The following is a 17,909-nucleotide window of genomic DNA, read 5'->3' as shown; positions in this document are numbered from 1 at the left end:
TGCGACATGCGGTCATCATCGCAAACGACAGAATCGTCCGCATGAGCTACCGGCTGACCCGATATGCCCATGGCGGCGGCTGTGCCTGCAAGATCCCGCCGGGCGAGCTCGAGGAGGTGGTCCGGCGACTGAACGGCGCGCCCGCCTCGCAGCCGGCCGGTGAGCTCCTGGTCGGCCTCGACGACGGCGACGACGCGGCCGTGGTGCGGGTGGACGGTGACCGTGCGCTGATCGCCACCACGGACTTCTTCACCCCGGTCGTCGACGACGCCTACGACTGGGGCCGCATCGCCGCGGCGAACGCGCTCTCCGACGTCTACGCCATGGGCGGACACCCGGTGGTCGCGCTGAACCTGTTGGCGTGGCCGAGGGAGATCCTGCCGATGGAGCTGGCCGCCGAGGTGCTGCGCGGCGGCATGGACGTCTGCTCGTCGGCGAGCTGCCACCTCGCCGGCGGGCACAGTGTGGACGACCCGGAACCCAAGTACGGGCTCGCGGTGACCGGTTTCGGACATCCCGACCGCCTGCTGCGCAACGACGCGGGGCGGGCCGGCCTGCCGCTGTCGCTGACCAAGCCGCTGGGGCTCGGTGTGCTGAACTCCCGCCACAAGGCGACGGGGGAGCGCTTCCCGGCGGCCGTCGAGGTGATGGTCACGCTCAACGCGGCCGCCTCGACCGCCGCCGTCGCCGCCGGCCTCACCTGCGCCACCGACGTCACCGGATTCGGCCTGCTCGGTCACCTGCACAAGCTGGCCCGCGCCAGCGGAGTGAGCGCGGTGGTCGACGCGGCGGCGGTGCCGTACCTGGACGGCGCGCACGAGGCGGTGCGCGACGGCTTCGTCCCCGGCGGCAGCCGCCGCAACCTCGACTGGGTCCGTCCGCACGCCGCCCTGGACACCGTGCCGGAGGACACCGCCCTGCTCCTGGCCGACGCGCAGACCTCCGGCGGCCTGCTGATCGCGGGCGAGATCCCCGGCGCACCGGTGATCGGCGAGCTCGTCCCGCCGCGGGACGGCCGGACCGTCATCGTTCGTTGACGGACAACGTGCGGATCCACGGGTGTGACGAGGAGTTCAGCGGTGGCGAGGCCTACCGCGCCTGGCGCCGCGCCCCCGGCTCGCGGATCGACTCGTCTCGGCCTTGCGCGCGGCGGGCTGGGAACGCTTCTCCTGGGCCCGCGGTCGGCCCCGGGTGCTGTTGACCGTCCGCCCCCGCACGATCCCGATGAACTGCTCCATGAGGTCGGTGGTCTCGTCCTCCAGCCACGTGAGAGCGACGCGGGACTCGGGGGCGAAGGTGACCGGCCGGTAGGTGAGGTCCCGGCGGTGGTGCAGCCGGGCTATCGACTGCGGGACGACGAGCAGGCCCACCCCGGCCGCCACCAGCTCGACCGCGTCCGTGGTCGTGTCCGGCCGGTGGGCGGCGACGCGGGGTGGCTCGGCCCAGTCGAGGGTGTCGTCGTGGGGGTGCAGCAGGACGGTGTCGGCGAGGTCCGCCTCGGACACCTCGGTCGCCGCGGTCAGCTCGTGGTGCTTCGGCACCACGAGCACGGTCGTCTCGGTGTAGAGGGGGATGGCGTGCAGGCCGGTCCGGTCGATCGGCAACCGCAGCAGGGCCGCGTCGGCGCCGCGGTCGCGCACCACGGCGACGGCGTCGGCGGCGGTCACCTGATCGAGGATCAACGGCACGTCGGGCAGCCGCGCGTGCCAGACCCGCGACCACTTGCCCGGCGTCACACCCGGCACGTACGCGAGCCGGAACGTCGGCGCTGCGTCCTGGCTCGTCACGAGGGCAGATTACCGGGTGTGAGCGGCGGGAACGGGGCGACTACCCTCGCCGCATGACGTCCCGCAAGACCCCACAGACGATGAAGCCCGCGACGGCGGCGAAGAAGCTGGGGGTGTACCTCGACGCCACCCCCGCGGGGTTCCGGGACGGGGTCGTGTCGCGGGACGAGCTGAACGCGCTGCAGGCCGACCCGCCCGAGTGGCTGCGCGACCTGCGCCGCAACGGGCCGCACCCGCGCCAGGTCGTCGCGGCCAAGCTGCGGATCTCGGTCAGCGGCCTCGCCCGCGCGGGCATCACCGACGCGTTGACGACCGACGAGATCGAGGCGTTGAAGGCCGAGAACCCGGAGTGGCTCCAGCGCGAACGCGAGACACAGGTCGACGTCCGCAAGGAGGCCGCCCGACTGAAGGCGGCCGACGAGCCACGCAAGGGCTGACTGCGTGCCCGCGCGCCATGACCGGAATGCCCGGCCGTCGTCGGTGCCGTTGGAGATGCTTTCGATGTGAGTGAGGTCGGGCAGGGGAGCTCGCGGTGCGTGTTGGCGCCCCAGCCGTGGACCTGTCCCGGTGGAGTCCAGTGCGATGACGGCGTCGCCGAGGCCGGCGAGGTCGACGATGTCGCTGAGGCCGGAGACCTGGACCGGGTTGGGTACCACCGTGCCGGTGCTGCCGTTGCCCATCCCGTTGGACGCCTTGGTCGTTCGGCACCGGGACGGGACCGCCAGGGCTCGACCGTAGTGGCAGGATGTGTGGCATGCCGTCGAGCGGGAAGGGCGCGGCCGGTCTCGAGCGTGGTGACGAACTCGTGCGGTTCCTGACCGGGTTCACCGACCGGCGTGCGGAGGCCGTTGGCGAGGCGGCGTACGAGTTGCTGCGGCAGGCGTTCCGGGGTTACCCGCTCGAGCGGCTCGTTCCGTTGCTGCGCAGTGAGTACGACCCGGTGGTGGAGTCCGGCTCCTGGATCCTTTCCGAACTCGCGATCCAGGCGGCGCCGCTGCTGGCCGAAGTGGCGATCCTGCTGGAGCACCCCAGTCGCACGGTGCGGTGGAATGCCGTGGACACCGTCCACTCCGCGGCCGGCACCGAGGACGGGCCGGTGATCGCGAAGGCGATCGCGCGGGTCGCCGACCAGTGGGGCCCGCTGCGGACCAGGGTGATGGACTTCCTCGCGTGGTCGGCGCGGGAACAGGTGGACGCCGCCGTCCCGCACCTGACCGGTGAGGTTCGTGAACTCACCGGTTGGTTGGCGGCGGCCATGCGCGGCGGGACGACGGCCGAGGACGTCGTCCCGCGGCTGGACTCGGGCGATCCCGTCGTCCGATCGTTCGCCGCCGCGGTGGCCGTGGTCTTCTTCGACGATGACCGGCGTCCGCTCGATCACGCGGCCGCTTCCGCCGACGAGGACGTGCGCCGGTTCGCCGCGCGTGAGCTCGCGACGCCTCCGGGAAGGCGGGCGCGGCGCCGAGCGACGGTGTGGCGTGCCTGACCCGGTCATCAACAGGGTCCATGCTCACCGGCGAGCGCTACGTGCTCGGGCGGTCGGTGCAGTCCGGTGTGAACCGGCGTTCTGCTCGCGGCCAGGTCGGCAGGGATGCTCGTGGGTGACGCCGGCCGGGGTCGTCCCGGGAGCGGCGAAAATGGTAAGTCCGTGCCATAGCTAGCCCGGACGGGGCCGTGCAGGGTGACGGCCATGGATCAGGCGGACTCCGCTGCTCACGACACGCGGGCTTTCGACGACCGGTGCACGCCGGGGACACCTCCACCGGACGACGGTGCGCACGAACCGGTCGAACCGGTCGAACCGGCGGTCACCGCGGCTTCTGGGTCAGATGAGTGGATGCCGCTGTGAGCCGCCACCCCACACAGAAGAGGGCTTCGATGCGTTTACGACGATCTTCCGTGGCCGTGCTCACGGTCGCGCTCGTGTTCTCCGTCGCCAGTCCGGTCGCGGCGCAACCGCAACCTCCGCCACCCGCCGTTCCGGAGCCACCTCCGGCTGGTGAGCCCACCGAGGGGCCGACGTTCACGCTGCTGAGCGGTGACCGGGTCCGCCTCGACACCGCGGCGGACGGCACCAAGGACGGCGTGGTCGTCTTCGACGCGGAACCGCGTGGGGACGTGGAGTTCCAGCAGATCGACCGCGACCTCCACGCCCTCCCCGCCGCCGCGGTGCCGTTGATCGGCACCGGCAGGCTGGACCGCAATCTGTTCAACCTGGACAGGCTGGCCGAGTTCGGCTACGACGACGCCTCGTCCGCCACGCTGCCCGTCATCGCCACGTACCCCGGCGCCGGGGCACGGGCCGCGCGGGCGGTACCGGCGGGTGCGAAGCGGACCAGGGAACTGCCCGCGGTCAGCGCCGCCGCGTTGTCGGTGGACAAGAAGAACACCGGCGGCGTCTGGTCGGAGGTGACCGGGGAGGGCGAGCGGAACAGAACCTCCGCGCCGGTCCGGAAGCTCTGGCTGGACGGCAAGGTCACCGCGTCCCTCGACGTCAGCGTGCCCGCGGTGGGGGCGCCGCGGGCGTGGTCGGCCGGGTTCGACGGCACCGGCACGAAGATCGCCGTGCTGGACACCGGCATCGACGCCGACCACCCCGATGTGGCGGGCCGGATCGTGGCCAGCAAGAGCTTCGTGCCGGGGCTGGGCGTCGACGACCGCGTCGGGCACGGTACCCACGTGGCGTCCATCGCCGCCGGCACGGGCGCGGCCTCGGACGGCCGCTACCGGGGTGTCGCACCCAACGCCGGGCTCATCGTCGGGAAGGTACTGGACGACACCGGTACCGGTCTCAACTCCGAGATCATCGCCGGGATGGCGTGGGCGGCCGAGCAGGGCGCCGACGTGATCAACATGAGCCTCGGCGGCCAGCCGACCGACGGCACCGACCCGATGTCCCAGGCGTTGAACCGCATCTCCTCGGACACCGGCGCGCTGTTCGTCGTCGCGGCGGGCAACAACGAGATCAACGAGACGGTCAACACGCCAGGATCGGCGGACCGGGCACTGACGGTCGGGGCGGTGGACAAGACCGAACCGTATCCGCTGGCCTATTACACGAGCCGGGGACCGCGGATCCTGGACCACGCGGTGAAGCCGGAGATCGCCGCGCCGGGCACCGGCATCGTCGCCGCCCGCGCCGAGGGCACGAGCATGCTGGGCCGCGGGATCATCGTCGACGACTGGTACCTCCAGGCGCACGGCACGTCGATGGCGACGCCGCACGTGGCGGGCGCCGCGGCGATCCTCGCTCAGCAACACCCGGACTGGACCGGGGAACAGCTCAAGGACGTGCTGGTCAGCTCCGCCGACCGCAACCCGGAGAACGGACCGGCGGGTGAGGGCGGCGGCATGCTGGACGTGGCGGCGGCGACCACCACCGACATCGTCGCGACCGGCACCGTCAACATCGGCGTGGCCGAGCCGCCCTACACCGTGCGCCACGGAAAGGCGACCTTCCGGAACCTGTCGGACGAGGCCGTGCACGCCGACCTGACCCTCGACGTGCGCAAGGGCCTGCAGGGCATGGCCGCCATCACCCCGGCCGCCGGCGCGGTCACCGTCACCCCCTCCACAGTGGACATTCCGGCTGGCGGGTCGGTCACCGTGGACATCGCGGTGGACACGACCAAGTTCGAGATCGACACCTACTTCGCCTACCTGACGGCGAAGGACGGCGACACCGTCCGCACGCACACCACGATGTCCTGGCGGAAGTCCCCTCCCCGGCACCGGTTGATCATCACCGGCACCGACCGAGCGGGGATCCCGGCGAGCACCGGCGACTGCTCGTTCGTGAACATCCTCAACCTGGGGACCGGTGAGATGATCCCCGGCTGGTGGCAGGACGGGCGGGCGCACACGTGGCGCTACGGCGGCCCGGACCCGCTGCTTCCCGAGGGCAGGTACGCGGTGCTGGGCAACGTGTGCACCTACACCCAGGAGGCGCCGTACTTCCTGCTGTCGGACACCATCGGCGGCGACATCGAGTTCCAGCTCGACAGGGACCGAAAGATCGACATCGACGCCAGGAAGGCCGAGCGGGTCGAGTTCCACACCCCACGGCCGTCGGAACAGCTCGCGACGCGGTACCGCGGCCGGGCCATCGGCATGCTGGCGTTCCGCCACGTGATGTTCGAGGACGAGACCGGTGTCTGGAGTGGGTTCCTGCGGCGGGCATCGGTGGCGCCGGAGCTGTACGTCGTGCCCAACCGCACCACCGCGACGACCGGAGAGTTCTTCACGCAGTTCACCAGCCACCGGACGGCGCCCGCGCTGACGATGCGTGCCCACGGGCGGCGCGCGCCCGTACTGCATCCCTGGTATCCCGCCGAGGGCGACAGGAGTAGCTGCGCGGAGCTGGAGCTCTGTTTCCCGCCGTTCGACCAGCGCGGGAGGTACGAGGTCGTCCGCGTGGGCAACGGCACCGCCGCCGAGTCGGGCACGGCGAACGTGCGCGGCAAGGTGGTGCTGGTCGACGAGCAGTGGGGAGAGCAGAAGTACTGGTCCTCCGACGCACCGACGGTCGACTCGGTGGCCGCCGCAGCGGCCGCCGCGGGGGCGGCGGGCGTGCTGATCTCGGCCGCGTATCCGGGTTGGCACCTGCGCCACCAGCAGGCACCGACGACGATCCCGGTCGCGACCCTGTCCGCCGCGGAGGGCAGGGACCTGGCGAAGGCCCTGCGGAACGGGCCGGTCCGAATCAGCACCGGCGGCCAACCCGTGTCGCCCTACGTCTACGACCTGGCGACGGAGGTCGACCGGCTCACGGTGCCCGACCCGTCGGTGCGCCACCGGAACCTGGCGACGATCAACGCGCGGTACCACACCGATGTCCCCGGCTCGGTCAGCAGCACCGGGTCCAGCGGCCTCACCCCGTACACCGCGCACGACTGGACGAAGTTCCGCGCACCGCACACTCGCACGGAGTACGTCTCACCGCCCATGCCCAGCGCCATCAGCGAGAAGTCGCACCGCTACGAGTTCCTCCGCGTTCCGACGGGGGCCGTGTACGAGGTGGCACCGCGACAGCACGCCGCTGGCACGCGGGTCACCGAGGACTACGGCACCGCACCCGTGGTGTCGGCACCGGGTTCCCAACCCGGCGTGATCGCGCGGATCTACGGGACCCCGAACAACCCGCTTGGCTATCTCCAGCCGAGTCTGTCGCTGTACCGGTCGCCGTCCGGACAGGTGTCCGGGTGGCCGTTGACGAGCTCCGGCTGGCGGTTCTCGCGCGACGGGGAAACGTTGTGCGAGCGCGATGACATGAACTTCGGTTTCTCCTGTCGCGCTTCGGGGAACGGCCGGTACCGGCTGGAGGTGGGCTACACCCAGGAGGTGCGGCCGACCTCGACGGCGACGCACACGGTGTGGGACTTCCACGCCACGTTCGACCACCCGGTGAACAGCGAGAGGACCGTTCCCGTCGTGGACCTGCGCTACGACGTGGACCACCTCAGCCTCACCAACGGTGTGCGGGCGGGCCGGCCGTACCGGGCGACGTTCAACGTGGGCTACCAGTCCGCGTACACCGGACCGAGGAGCAGGAGCTACGACGTCGAGGTGTGGACCAGCGCCGACGACGGCGCGAGCTGGCAGCGCGCGGGCGGCAAGCGCGCGGATCGACGGGGTGACGCCACGTTCCGGCTCACCGCGCCTCGCGACAAGGGGTTCGTGACCATCCGGGTCAAGGCCGCCGACGCGAGTGGAAACAGCATCGACCAGACCATCACCAGGGCCTGGAAGGTGGAGTAGGAGCCAGGTGTCCGGCCCAGCCGCGACGTGGCCGGGCCGGACGAACCTGTGGGTAGGCGGCCGAACAGAGCATTGAACGTGGGTGTGTTCTCCACCATCCTTGGAGATGGTTGAAATTTCACACTCTTCTGAGGTGGTCTGATGCGGCTCTTCCGGATGAGATCCATGGTGGCCAGGTTGACCACGATCGCCGCGATCGCCGGCTTAGCCGGCACGGTGACCGCGTCGACGACGGCGGCCGCGGAACCAGGCGCCGCGTCGATCGCGTCGGAACTCGTCGCGCTGGTCGAGGACGCGGACGAGGGCGAGCCGGTACAGGCCTTGGTGATGTTGCCCAACACCACCGATCACGACGGCGGCTACGACACCGTCGTGGACACGCTGCGCGAGCACGCGGCCGACAGCCAGGCCGAGGTCGTGCGGCACCTCGAAGCCCGCGACGACATCACCGTGCTGAACCGCTTGTGGCTCACCAACATGCTCGTCGTCGAGTTCCCGGCCGACACGGGAGCCCTTGGCGCGCTCGCCGAGATCCCGGGTGTCGACCGCCTGATCCCCAACTTCGAGCTGACCGTGCCGGACGTGGCGGAATCCGCGGACGTCACGGCGCAGGCGTCCACCTGGGGGTTGGACAAGATCGAGGCCGCGCGGGTCTGGCAGGAACTCGGCGTCACCGGCGCCGACGCGAAGGTCGCGGTGTTGGACACGGGCGTCGCGATCGACCATCCGGACCTGGCCGGCAAGATGGCCACCACCGACCCCCGCGACCCCCAACACCCCGGTGGCTGGGCGGAGTTCGACACCGCCGGGGCGCGGGTCGACACCCTGCCCCGGGAGACGTCGGGGCACGGCACGCACGTGACCGGCACCGTGGTCGGCGGCGACACCTCGGGCACCGCGATCGGCGTCGCGCCCGACGCGGAGTACATGCACGGCCTGATCATCCCGCACGGGCGTGGCTCGTTCGCGCAGGTCGCCGCCGGTATGCAGTGGGCCGTCGCGCCGACCGACAGCAACGGCGAACCGGCGGGGTCGCCGCCCGACGTGGTGTCGATGTCGTTGGGCAGCAACGGTTTCCACACCGAGATGATCGCGCCGGTCCGGGCCATCCGGGCCGCGGGCATCGTCCCGGCCATCGCCATCGGGAACAACTGCGGCACGGCCGGCACCGCCAGCCCGGGCAACGTGTACGAGGCGGTCGCCGTCGGCGCCACCGACTCGTCGGACAACGTCGCCTCGTTCTCCTGCGGCGCCGTGGTTCGCAAGGACCAGTGGACCGAACCGCCCGCCGAGTGGCCGGAGGAGTGGGTCAAGCCGGACATCTCCGCGCCCGGGGTCGACGTGTACTCCGCTGCCCCCGGCGGGGGTTACAGCACGCTCTCCGGCACCTCGATGGCCACCCCGCACACCGCGGGGACGGCCGCGCTGATGCGCTCCGCCGCGCCCGACCTGTCCGTCGACGAGCTGTTCGACGCGCTCGCCGACACGTCGTTCTGGGACGACCGCAACGCGCCGGACCGGCCGGACACCCGGTTCGGGCACGGCCGGATCAACGCCTACGAGGCCACCGCGCGGGTCGCGGTGCACTCCGGGATCAGCGGAATGGTCACCGCGGGCGCGACGGGTGACCCGGTCGGCAGGGCGACGGTCGAAGTCTCGCCGGGCGATCGCACGCTGACCACGGACGCGGACGGCACCTTCGGCACCCGGCTCGCTCCTGGCACGTACGAGCTGTCCGTGTCCGTGTTCGGTTTCGAGGACGCCAGGGTGTCGGACGTGGTCGTCTCCGCGAACTCCTTCACGCCGGTCGCCGTACCGCTCCAGCACGTCCCGAGTGGACAGTTGACCGGCACGGTGGTGTTCGACGAGTCCGGCCACGGCGTGCCGAACGCGACCATCCGCGTCCTCGACGTGCCAAGGGACGTCTCCGCGACCAGCGGCGCGGACGGGCGGTACACGATCCCGCTCGTTCCGGCGGGTAACTACGCCGTCGAGGTCGACCACCCGTCCTTCACCGCACCGGAACCCAGCCGGGTCACCGTCACGGCGGAAGGGTCGACCACGGCGAACTTCACCCTGACCCGGCAACCGCCGTCGGTGGCCATCGTGTCCTACCCCGAGTCGTACGCCCAGCCGTTCCTGGACCACGTGTTCACCCCGGCGGGCATCCCGGCCACCATCTACTCCTACAGCGAACTGGAGCAGGCCGCGCGGCACCCGGTCGTGGTGATCGGCTACAACATCAGCACGGGCACCTACAACCGGGACCGGTTCCAGGCGATGCTGGACGCCACCGACGCGAGTGGCGCCGGCGTGCTCTTCCTCGACTACGCCACCGGCACCCTCAAGGGGATCGGTCAGCTGTCCAAGCACACCGGCCAACCCGAGGCGACCTGGTCGACGGCGGGTTGGATCGCCGGGGAGGACCTGCGCTACGAGGTCACCGAGGAGCACCCGATCTTCGGGGACCGGAAGGTCGGCGACAACGTGATGCTGGCCCCGGTCGACTCGGACCTGCCCAAATGGGCCGCCTGGTTCGCCGGCTACGAAGGCGACGGCAGGCGGATCATCGGCATGTTGGACCGCAACAGCGGCACCGTCGGCGGCGGCGTCGCCATCGACCAGCGAGCCAACAACCGGCATGTGCTGCTGTCCATGCACGGGGCCGACCCAGACGCCTGGACGCCCGACGCGAAGGAGATCTTCTACAACGCGATCGACTGGGCCGCACCCGAACCGCAGGCGAACGCGCCGCACTTCGCCGCGTACGACCTGACCGTCAGCCCGGACGACGTCCAGGTCGGCGAGCCGGTCTGCGTCGCGGCGCGGGTGAAGAACGTCGGCAGTTCGGCCGGCACGTACGACGCGGAGTTGACCGTCCGCGGTTCGACGTTCGCGGTCACCCCCGTGACGTTGGCCGCCGGCGCGTCGACCACGGTGGGCTGGACGGTCACTCCGGACGCCGCCGGCACGTACCCGATCACCGTCGGGCCCCTGTCGAACACGTTCCGCGCCAGGACACCGGTCGGCACGCTCACTCCACGGGCGGCTTGCTCGTAGGCCGTCGGGCCGCCTGTTCACCATGATCGGCGGCATTGCTTGTCTCCAACCAGACGGATCGCGGACGCGACCGGCTGAGCTGAGACGAGAAAGAACCGGATGACCAGAGACAACGACGGTTTCGTGGAGGTGATCGCCCGCGAGGTGGCGGCCGACCCCGGCAACCTGGCGCTGCGTGAGGACTTCGTCACGCTGTTGCTGGAACGGGATCCGGGTCGCGCCGCCACCGAACTGGAGGCGTTCGAGGCCCGCGGCGGCGATCCGGCGCGGGTCCGGCTGCTGCGCGCTCAACTGGTGGCGGCGCGGTTGCGCGCGTCGAACCCGCCGCCGCCCGTCGAGCCCGGTCCTCCGGTTCCGGTCCCGGCCGCCGACGACCCCCGGGACAGCGCCGCCGCGTCGGCGTCGCTGTGGGACGCCGAGCGGCCGGCTGCGGCAGGCGATGGTCGAGTCGATGAGCCGCGGTGAGCTGGTGCCGGTCACCACCGACGCGATGCTGGCCGTGGTCGGCGGCATCACCCCGTCGACGACGTCCTGGTTCGACCAGGTGGCGCCGGTGCTGGAGTACGGCGTGAGAGACCCTCACTGTCTACTGTCAACGAATTGACGACTCAGGACACTAGTGGCGCCATGCGGCCTTGGCCGGGTAATGGGTCCAGGTGCGGCCGGGCGATGACCGCCACCACCGCCGCGGTCAGTCGCCGGCGTAGCCGCCGCCCGCCGAGCGCCGGCAGCGAGACCACCGCGACCCGGTCACGGAGGTGCGGGTTGGCCACCACCACCGTCGAGTCGTCCTGCATCGGCTGGTCGGTGACGCAGACGACGAGGTCCCAGACGGTGTCGCGGACGTGCTCGCGTGCCTTCTCGGCCAGCTGGCTGTAGTCCGGGTACATCTCCTCGAACGGGTCGTACACGTGTCGACCGTCCAGGTGACCGAGTCGCTGACCTCGGTGCGCAGCGATGCTGCTCCGCGTCGACGAGTACACCCCGGCCATACACACCCGCGCGGGAGGCGGCCCTCCAGCCGTGACCCGGCCCGGGGCCGGCGGTCGGTCACTCCGTCGAGTCACGGGGTCGGCGTGTCCGCCGGGCGAGCGCCCACACGTCCGCCACCGGACCCACGTGCCCGAGCTTGTCGGGGTTGAGGACGGTACGGATCGTCTGGATCCGGCCGTCGAGGATGTCGAGTGCCCAGGTGTTGACGACCCTGCCGTCGCGGTCGCGGAAGATCGCGCCGGGTTGGCGGTTCACCTCGTGCGGTTCCAACTCCACCTCCGCCCGCCCGAGCCAGGCGGCGAGTGCGGCGAGCGCTCGTCCCACCTTCACCGGGCCGACGAAGGCGGCGGCTACCTGCGGGGTCTTCCCACCGCCGTCGCCGACCAGTCGCACGTCGGCGGCCAGCAGCTCGCGCAGGCCCTCGACGTCCCCGTTCCGGAACGCGTCCAGGAAACGGCCGGCAAGCTCCTCGCGTTCGGCCCGGTCGGCCTCGAACCTCGGCCGCCCCGCCTCCATGTGGCGGCGTGCGCGTACGGCGAGCTGCCGGCACGCCGCCTCCGACCGCCGCACCGCCGTGGCGATCTCCGGGAAGCCGAACCCGAACACCTCCCGCAGCACGAACACCGCCCGCTCCAACGGGCTCAGCCGCTCCAACAGGAGCAGTGCCGCCATCGACACCGAGTCGGCCAGCTCCGCCGAACGCTCCGGATCCTGGTAGGGGTCGGTCAGCAGCGGCTCGGGGAGCCACGGGCCGACGTAGGACTCCCGCCGGACCCGTGCCGAGCGCAACACGTCGACGGCGACCCTCGTCACCACGACCGAGAGGTAGGCCCGGACCGACTCCGGCTCGACCGGGGAACCCTCGTAGCGCAGCCACGTCTCTTGCACGGCGTCCTCGGCCTCGGCCACGCTGCCGAGGATCCGGTAGGCGATCGAGAACAGCAGCGGTCGCAGCCGCTCGAACTCCTCGTTCCGGAGCGCGCCCGCCCTCACCAGGGCACCGGGCCGTCGGCGTCGAAGAACCCACCGGTCGGCCCGTCCGACGGGAGCGTGGCCAGCCGCACGACGGCCGCGGCGCCCTGCGCCGGGGTGAGGAACCCGCGGTGGTCGTTGATGTCGGTGGCGACGTAGCCGGGAGCGACGGCGTTGACGAGGACGCCGTCCTTGCGCAGCTCGTTGGCGTACTGCACGGTCACCGCGTTCAGCGCGGCCTTGGACGGCGTGTACGCGGCCGACGCGGGCAGCGCCGCCAGGGGACCGTCCGGGTCGGCGGAGATGGTCAGCGACGCGGCGTGGCTGCTGAGGTTGACGATGCGCGGCGCCGGTGACCGTCGCAGCAGTGGCAGGAGGGCGTTGGTCACCGCGATCACGCCCAGGACGTTGGTCTCGAACACGGCCCGGACCATGACCAGGTCGACGGAGCTGGGGACCTGGTCGACGGCGTCCTGGGGCGCGACCTGCCCGGAGCCGGTGATGCCGGCGTTGTTGACCAGCACGTCGAGGCGGCCGAAGCGCTCCTCGACCCGCTCCGCGGCCGCTCGCGCGGTCTCCTGGTCGGTGACGTCCAGGGTGACCGGGTGCGCGTCGCCGCCCGCCGCGCGCAGGGCGGCGGCTGTCTCCTCGCCGCGCCGCGGCTCCCTGGCCCCGACGACGACCGTCATGCCCAGTGCGGCGAGTTGCTCGGCGGTCGCGCGACCGATCCCCTTGTTCGCCCCGGTGACCAGCGCGATCCTCTGCTCGCTCACGATGAGTTCCCTCGTTTCGGTTGGTGGCTTCCGGACCGGGGACGAAGCAGGCCCGTCGGCTGTGACATGTGGGGACGGGCCACTGGGTGAAGGTCCACCGCGACGGGAGTCGAGGTGGGACATCGTCCATGGCGGCCGGCGGGCGGCGGTGGTGGGCTGTCGGCATGCAGCTCACGCTTCGGAATCGGGTGGTCGTGCCCGCACGGGAAGGTCGCCGGATCGATCTGCGGACGGGGGAGCACCTGCGCGTGGTCACCGAGGAGGGTGGTCAGGTCGGTGATCTCTTCGCCTGCACCGGCACACCGGCGGAGTGGCTCAGCGCCGCGCACACTCGCGTGCACCACAGCCGCCTGTTCCCCGAGATCGGGCAGCCGTTCGTCACCACCCGGCGACGCCCGATCCTGACGCTCGTGGAGGACACCTCGCCCGGCCGCCACGACATGCTGCTGCCCGCCTGCGACCCCGTCCGGTACGCCGCGCTCGGGGTGACCGGCTGGCACGCGTCGTGCGCGGAGAACCTGCGCACGGCGCTGGGGCTGGACCTCGACGTGGTGCCGCAGCCGGTGAACCTGTTCATGGACATCCCGGTCACCCCCGCCGGCGAGCTGCGCTGGAACTCCTCACCTGCGGGTCCCGGGGCCGCGGTGACGGTACGCGCCGAGTCGGACTGCGTGGTGGTCGTCTCGGCCTGCCCGCAGGACCTGTCCGGGATCAACGCCGGCACCCCGAAGCCGCTCGTGCTGGAGCGGCTCGTGTCCTGGACCTGACGCCGATGGGCTGTTCACTTCGCCAGTCCGGCCACGTCTCGGTGGATGATCGTCCACTGCGCGCACCCGGTCGCCGCTGGTTGGGTGGAGCCACAAAGCACGCACCGACCAGGAGCACCACATGAACGACTCACCGCACGCGGCGGCCACCCCCTTCCGGCTGGGCGCGCTGGACCTCGACGGACGCTTCGCGGTCGCACCGATGACCAGGGTCTCGGCGACCCCCGACGGGCTGCCGACCACCGAGATGGCCGACTACTACACGGAGTTCGCCGAGGGCGGGTTCCCGCTGGTGATCACCGAGGGCGTCTACACCGACGCCGCGTACAGCCAGGGCTACCACAACCAACCCGGCCTGGTCACCGCGGAGCACGTCGAGGGCTGGCGGGAGGTGACCCGGCGGGTGCACGCCGCGGGCGGGCGGATCATCGCGCAGCTGATGCACGCCGGCGCGCTGTCGCAGGGCTCGGCCCACGGTGCCGTCCGCATCGCCCCGTCGGCCGTGGCGCCGCTGGGCGAGATGATGCCGGAGTACGGCGGCAGCGGCCCGTGGCCAGTCCCGCGCGAGATGTCGGCGGACGACATCGAGCAGGTGCGAGCCGGGTTCGTCGCGGCCGCCCGCAACGCGCACTCCGCCGGGTTCGACGGCGTCGAGGTGCACGGGGCGAACGGCTACCTGCTCGACCAGTTCCTCACCGACTACACCAACCGGCGCGCGGACGGCTACGGCGGAACGGTGTCCGGCCGGGTGCGCCTCGCGGCCGAGGTGGTCGCCGACGTCCACGGGGCGCTGCCCGACTTCCTGGTCGGTATCCGGTTCTCCCAGACCAAGGTCAACGACTTCACCTACCGCTGGCCGGGCGGCGTGCGCGACGCGGAGGTCGTCTTCGACGCGGTCGCCGCGGCCGGTGCCGGCTTCGTGCACGTCGCGAGTGAGGGCCGGGACTGGATCGAGACCGCGAGGCTCGCCGGCGGCGACACGATCACCGCGCTCGCCCGGCGGCGCACCGGCCTGCCGGTGATCGCCAACGGCGGCATGCACGACCTGCGCCGGGCCGCCGACGTGCTCGAGGGCGGGCACGCCGACCTGCTCGCGATCGGCCGTGGGGCGCTCGCGAACCCCGACCTGCCCCGGCGTGTGGCGAAGGACGTCGCGCTGGAGCCGTTCGACGCGGGCATGCTGAAGCCCATGGCGACGCTGTCCGTGGCGCGCCGGTGGCGGGAGGGCGTGCGGGGATGACCGGCTGGCGCGGCGGTGCGGCGGCGGTGGCGACGTTGACGTTCGACGTGGACGCCGAGACACCGGTCCTGGCCGAGGACCCCGGATACGCCGAGCACCTGGCGACGATGACCCACCAGTCCTACGGCCCGGACGTCGGCGTGCCGAGGATCCTCGACACGCTCGACGACCTCGGCGTGCCGGCGACGTTCTTCGTGCCCGGCTGGGTCGCCGAGCACCGCCCCGGCCTCGCCGCGTCGGTCGTCGAGCGCGGGCACGAGGTGGCCCACCACTCCTACGCCCACCGCCCGCCGACGTCGATGACCCCCGAGGAGGAGCGGGCGGACTTCGAGCGCGCGCTGGAGGTCTTCGCCGCGCAGGGCATCGAGGTCGCGGGCCACCGCGCGGCGCTGTGGGCGGCCAGCCGGCGGACCCCGGACCTGGTGGCGGGGTACGGGCTGCGGTACGACTCGTCGCTGATGGCCGACGACCGGCCGTACCGGATCGCCACCCGGCACGGGGAGATCGCCGAACTGCCCGTGCACTGGTCGCTCGACGACTGGGAGCAGTACGCGTTCCTGCCGCGGCCGAGGATCGGCTCGGTGATCGAGTCGCCGGAGAAGGCGCTGGAGCTGTGGCGTGCCGAGCTGGACGGTATGCGCCGGTACGGCTGCCTGTTCAACCTGTGCTCACACCCGTTCCTGACCGGGCGGCCGGGGCGGATCATGGCGTTGCGGCGGCTGATCGAGTACGCGCTGGACCGCGGCGACGTGCGGTTCGCCCGCTGCCGCGAGGTCGCGGACGCGGCCATGGCCGACCAGGAGCTGCCCGCCCGCCCGGTTCCCGCGTCGCCGGACTACCGCTGAGGGGCGGCTACCGCTGGAAGGCGTCGGCCGCCAGCGCCAGGTACAGGTCCACCCGGTCCTCGGTGCGGGTGACGTCGCGGCCGGTCAGCTCGGTCACCTTGCTCAGCCGGTTGCGCAGCGTGTTGACGTGCACGAACAGTGCGGCCGCCGTCGCCGCCCACTGGCCGTCGTGGTCGAGGAAGGTCCGCAGCGTCACCACCAGCTGGCCGCCGCGGCGCAGGTCGTGCTCGCGCAGCGGTCCGAGCACGCTGTCGGCGAAACCCCGCAGCGTCTCCGGCTCGTGCAGGCCGAGCAGCAGCCGGTGGGTGCCCAACTCGCCGAACACCGCGACCCCCGGGCCGCCGCGGCGGACCAACACGCGGCAGGCCTCGCGGGCCGAGACGAGCGGGCGGCGCAGCGCGGTCGCGTCGGCGGCCGGCTCGCCGAGCCCCAGCACCGGGTGGTGCCCGGGGAAACGCGCCTCGACCGCGTCGACCAACCGGGTGGCGAGTTCCCGCAGCTCCCGTTCCGGCCGTTGCCAGGCCAGCACCGCGACCACGTCCTGGCTGCCGCCGGCCACCACCACCGCGGTGTTCTCGGCGAGGAGGAACTCGCCGACCGCCTCGGCCAGCCCCGGCAGCGTCGGCGTGTCCGGATCGGCGAACGCCACCGCGCACACCGCGAGCGATCCGCCCGGATCGACGCCGAAGGCCCGCAGCCGCTCCGGCACCTCGGCCGCGCGCTGCGCCCCGGACAGGATCATGTCGAGCAGCTCGCTGGCGAACCGCTGCTCGATCGCCTGCACGGCCTGCCGTTTCGCGACCTCCAGGGACAGGAAGCGGGCCGCCTGGTCGAGTGCGTCCCGCTCGCCAGGACCGAGGTCGGCGGCCGGTCGCAGGCACAGCAGGGTGGCGTCGAAGTCGCCGACCGCCCCGACCGGGAACATCGCCGCCGAGACCGAGCCGTCGAGCTCCACCTCGAGCGGCGGCGGCCGCCGGGCCAGCGCGTCGGCGACCGCGGCGCGCTGCTCCGCGGTGAGGTCGACACCGGTGCTGGCGAGCGGCCGGCCCATCCGGTCGACCACCGCGAGCGGCAGGTCGTGGTCGTGGCGGAGCACCTTGAGCACCCCGGACGCGCCCGCGCCGTGGGAGATCGCGGCGGCGAGCGCGTCCCCGCGGCGGACCATGCCGAGCAGCGCGTCCTGCCGCTGCTCGGTGTAGATCGCGGCGGCGGCCCGGGTGAGCGCGGTGAACGGCACCCGGACCGAGATCTCCGCCAGCGGCAGGTCCGCCTCCGTGCAGGCGGCGACCAGCTCCGGGGGAGTGTGCGGGGTCTGGGTGCGCAGTCCGAAGACGATCCCCGCGCCACCGGCGCGCACCACGCCGGCGACGAACGAGGCGGGCTCGGTCCGGTCGAGCCACAGCCCGTTGGTCAGCACCAGCTCGCGCGCCCGCACGTACGGCGACGGGTCGGGCAGCTCGGTGTTGTGCGGCCACAGCACCTCCTCGTCGAGGGCGCCGGGGCGGCCCTCGACGAGCAGGCGCAGCTCGAGACGCCGGTCGGCCAACAACGCGCGGAGGGTGAACACGGTGTGAACATATCCAGCCGACGAAGCCGGAACTAGACCTTCCTCCAACCGTGGACGCGACCGAGCACCTGTGACACCCGTCCCTGTCACAGGGCGTCGAGCCGGTGCGTCCCAGTAGGCGTGCCAACGACAACGGCAAAGGAGTCCG

At 72.2% G+C, this 17,909-nt stretch carries 15 protein-coding genes; 10 read left to right on the top strand and 5 right to left on the bottom strand.

Going from position 1 to position 17,909, the window contains the following annotated elements; all coding sequences use genetic code 11:
- Positions 1-41: 41 nt before the first annotated feature.
- Positions 42-1,037, top strand: a complete 996-nt coding sequence (gene selD / locus JT362_RS03640; RefSeq protein ID WP_260189559.1) for a selenide, water dikinase SelD — start codon at positions 42-44, stop codon at positions 1,035-1,037.
- A 36-nt stretch (positions 1,038-1,073) separates the two neighbouring features.
- On the opposite strand, the gene JT362_RS03635 is transcribed toward selD, so the two are convergent.
- Positions 1,074-1,787: a LysR substrate-binding domain-containing protein gene (locus tag JT362_RS03635; protein ID WP_260189558.1), complete on the bottom strand. Its 714-nt coding sequence runs from the start codon at positions 1,785-1,787 to the stop codon at positions 1,074-1,076.
- A gap of 53 nt (positions 1,788-1,840) precedes the next feature.
- Here JT362_RS03635 and JT362_RS03630 point away from each other — a divergent pair, with 53 nt between their 5' ends.
- The 6 genes from JT362_RS03630 to JT362_RS03605 all read left to right on the top strand — a co-directional run bounded on the left by JT362_RS03630 (position 1,841) and on the right by JT362_RS03605 (position 11,208).
- Positions 1,841-2,224 carry a DUF5997 family protein gene (locus tag JT362_RS03630; RefSeq protein ID WP_260189557.1) on the top strand — a complete coding sequence of 128 codons (384 nt, stop codon included), beginning with the start codon at positions 1,841-1,843 and terminating at the stop codon, positions 2,222-2,224.
- Positions 2,225-2,541: 317 nt separating this feature from the next.
- Positions 2,542-3,273: a hypothetical protein gene (locus JT362_RS03625; RefSeq protein WP_260189556.1), complete on the top strand. Its 732-nt coding sequence runs from the start codon at positions 2,542-2,544 to the stop codon at positions 3,271-3,273.
- Between the two features lie 413 nt (positions 3,274-3,686).
- Positions 3,687-7,544 carry a S8 family peptidase gene (locus JT362_RS03620; protein ID WP_260189555.1) on the top strand — a complete coding sequence of 1,286 codons (3,858 nt, stop codon included), beginning with the start codon at positions 3,687-3,689 and terminating at the stop codon, positions 7,542-7,544.
- Between the two features lie 141 nt (positions 7,545-7,685).
- Entirely contained in the window at positions 7,686-10,604 is a 2,919-nt protein-coding gene (locus JT362_RS03615; protein ID WP_260189554.1) for a S8 family serine peptidase, read from the top strand.
- Positions 10,605-10,703: 99 nt separating this feature from the next.
- Entirely contained in the window at positions 10,704-11,069 is a 366-nt protein-coding gene (locus JT362_RS03610) for a hypothetical protein (protein WP_260189553.1), read from the top strand.
- The gene (locus tag JT362_RS03605) at positions 11,056-11,208 is read left to right on the top strand and encodes a hypothetical protein (protein WP_260189552.1); all 153 of its coding nucleotides are present in this window, start codon (positions 11,056-11,058) and stop codon (positions 11,206-11,208) included. The genes JT362_RS03610 and JT362_RS03605 overlap by 14 nt, the downstream gene beginning before the upstream one ends.
- Positions 11,209-11,212: 4 nt before the next feature.
- Here the strand turns inward: JT362_RS03605 and JT362_RS03600 are convergent, their stop codons facing one another.
- The 3 genes from JT362_RS03600 to JT362_RS03590 all read right to left on the bottom strand — a co-directional run bounded on the left by JT362_RS03600 (position 11,213) and on the right by JT362_RS03590 (position 13,342).
- Entirely contained in the window at positions 11,213-11,515 is a 303-nt protein-coding gene (locus JT362_RS03600; protein ID WP_260189551.1) for a hypothetical protein, read from the bottom strand.
- A gap of 139 nt (positions 11,516-11,654) precedes the next feature.
- Positions 11,655-12,590 carry an RNA polymerase sigma-70 factor gene (locus JT362_RS03595; protein WP_260189550.1) on the bottom strand — a complete coding sequence of 312 codons (936 nt, stop codon included), beginning with the start codon at positions 12,588-12,590 and terminating at the stop codon, positions 11,655-11,657.
- Positions 12,587-13,342 carry an SDR family oxidoreductase gene (locus JT362_RS03590; RefSeq protein WP_260189549.1) on the bottom strand — a complete coding sequence of 252 codons (756 nt, stop codon included), beginning with the start codon at positions 13,340-13,342 and terminating at the stop codon, positions 12,587-12,589. The genes JT362_RS03595 and JT362_RS03590 overlap by 4 nt, the downstream gene beginning before the upstream one ends.
- Positions 13,343-13,506: 164 nt before the next feature.
- Here JT362_RS03590 and JT362_RS03585 point away from each other — a divergent pair, with 164 nt between their 5' ends.
- From JT362_RS03585 to JT362_RS03575, 3 genes are all read left to right on the top strand, one after another.
- The gene (locus JT362_RS03585; protein ID WP_260189548.1) at positions 13,507-14,109 is read left to right on the top strand and encodes a DUF1989 domain-containing protein; all 603 of its coding nucleotides are present in this window, start codon (positions 13,507-13,509) and stop codon (positions 14,107-14,109) included.
- Between the two features lie 121 nt (positions 14,110-14,230).
- Positions 14,231-15,349 (top strand): oxidoreductase, encoded by a 1,119-nt coding sequence (locus JT362_RS03580; RefSeq protein WP_260189547.1) that lies wholly within the window; start codon positions 14,231-14,233, stop codon positions 15,347-15,349.
- Positions 15,346-16,194 carry a polysaccharide deacetylase family protein gene (locus tag JT362_RS03575; protein WP_260189546.1) on the top strand — a complete coding sequence of 283 codons (849 nt, stop codon included), beginning with the start codon at positions 15,346-15,348 and terminating at the stop codon, positions 16,192-16,194. Before JT362_RS03580 ends, JT362_RS03575 begins: the two co-directional genes overlap by 4 nt.
- Before the next feature lie 7 nt (positions 16,195-16,201).
- Here the strand turns inward: JT362_RS03575 and JT362_RS03570 are convergent, their stop codons facing one another.
- Positions 16,202-17,761, bottom strand: a complete 1,560-nt coding sequence (locus tag JT362_RS03570; RefSeq protein ID WP_260189545.1) for a PucR family transcriptional regulator — start codon at positions 17,759-17,761, stop codon at positions 16,202-16,204.
- Positions 17,762-17,909: the final 148 nt, after the last annotated feature.

This window comes from Actinophytocola gossypii, assembly GCF_025165815.1.
Classification (GTDB): domain Bacteria; phylum Actinomycetota; class Actinomycetes; order Mycobacteriales; family Pseudonocardiaceae; genus Actinophytocola; species Actinophytocola gossypii.
The sequence above is the reverse complement of the archived record's forward strand: the minus strand, read 5'-3'. Positions and strand labels throughout refer to the sequence as shown.

Coding starts and splice junctions, on each gene's coding strand:
- JT362_RS03625 (WP_260189556.1), top strand. CDS start 2,542: ATGCCGTCGAGCGGGAAGGGCGCGGCCGGTCTCGAGCGTGGTGACGAA.
- JT362_RS03575 (WP_260189546.1), top strand. CDS start 15,346: ATGACCGGCTGGCGCGGCGGTGCGGCGGCGGTGGCGACGTTGACGTTC.
- selD (WP_260189559.1), top strand. CDS start 42: ATGAGCTACCGGCTGACCCGATATGCCCATGGCGGCGGCTGTGCCTGC.
- JT362_RS03615 (WP_260189554.1), top strand. CDS start 7,686: ATGCGGCTCTTCCGGATGAGATCCATGGTGGCCAGGTTGACCACGATC.
- JT362_RS03585 (WP_260189548.1), top strand. CDS start 13,507: ATGCAGCTCACGCTTCGGAATCGGGTGGTCGTGCCCGCACGGGAAGGT.
- JT362_RS03610 (WP_260189553.1), top strand. CDS start 10,704: ATGACCAGAGACAACGACGGTTTCGTGGAGGTGATCGCCCGCGAGGTG.
- JT362_RS03580 (WP_260189547.1), top strand. CDS start 14,231: ATGAACGACTCACCGCACGCGGCGGCCACCCCCTTCCGGCTGGGCGCG.
- JT362_RS03630 (WP_260189557.1), top strand. CDS start 1,841: ATGACGTCCCGCAAGACCCCACAGACGATGAAGCCCGCGACGGCGGCG.
- JT362_RS03605 (WP_260189552.1), top strand. CDS start 11,056: ATGAGCCGCGGTGAGCTGGTGCCGGTCACCACCGACGCGATGCTGGCC.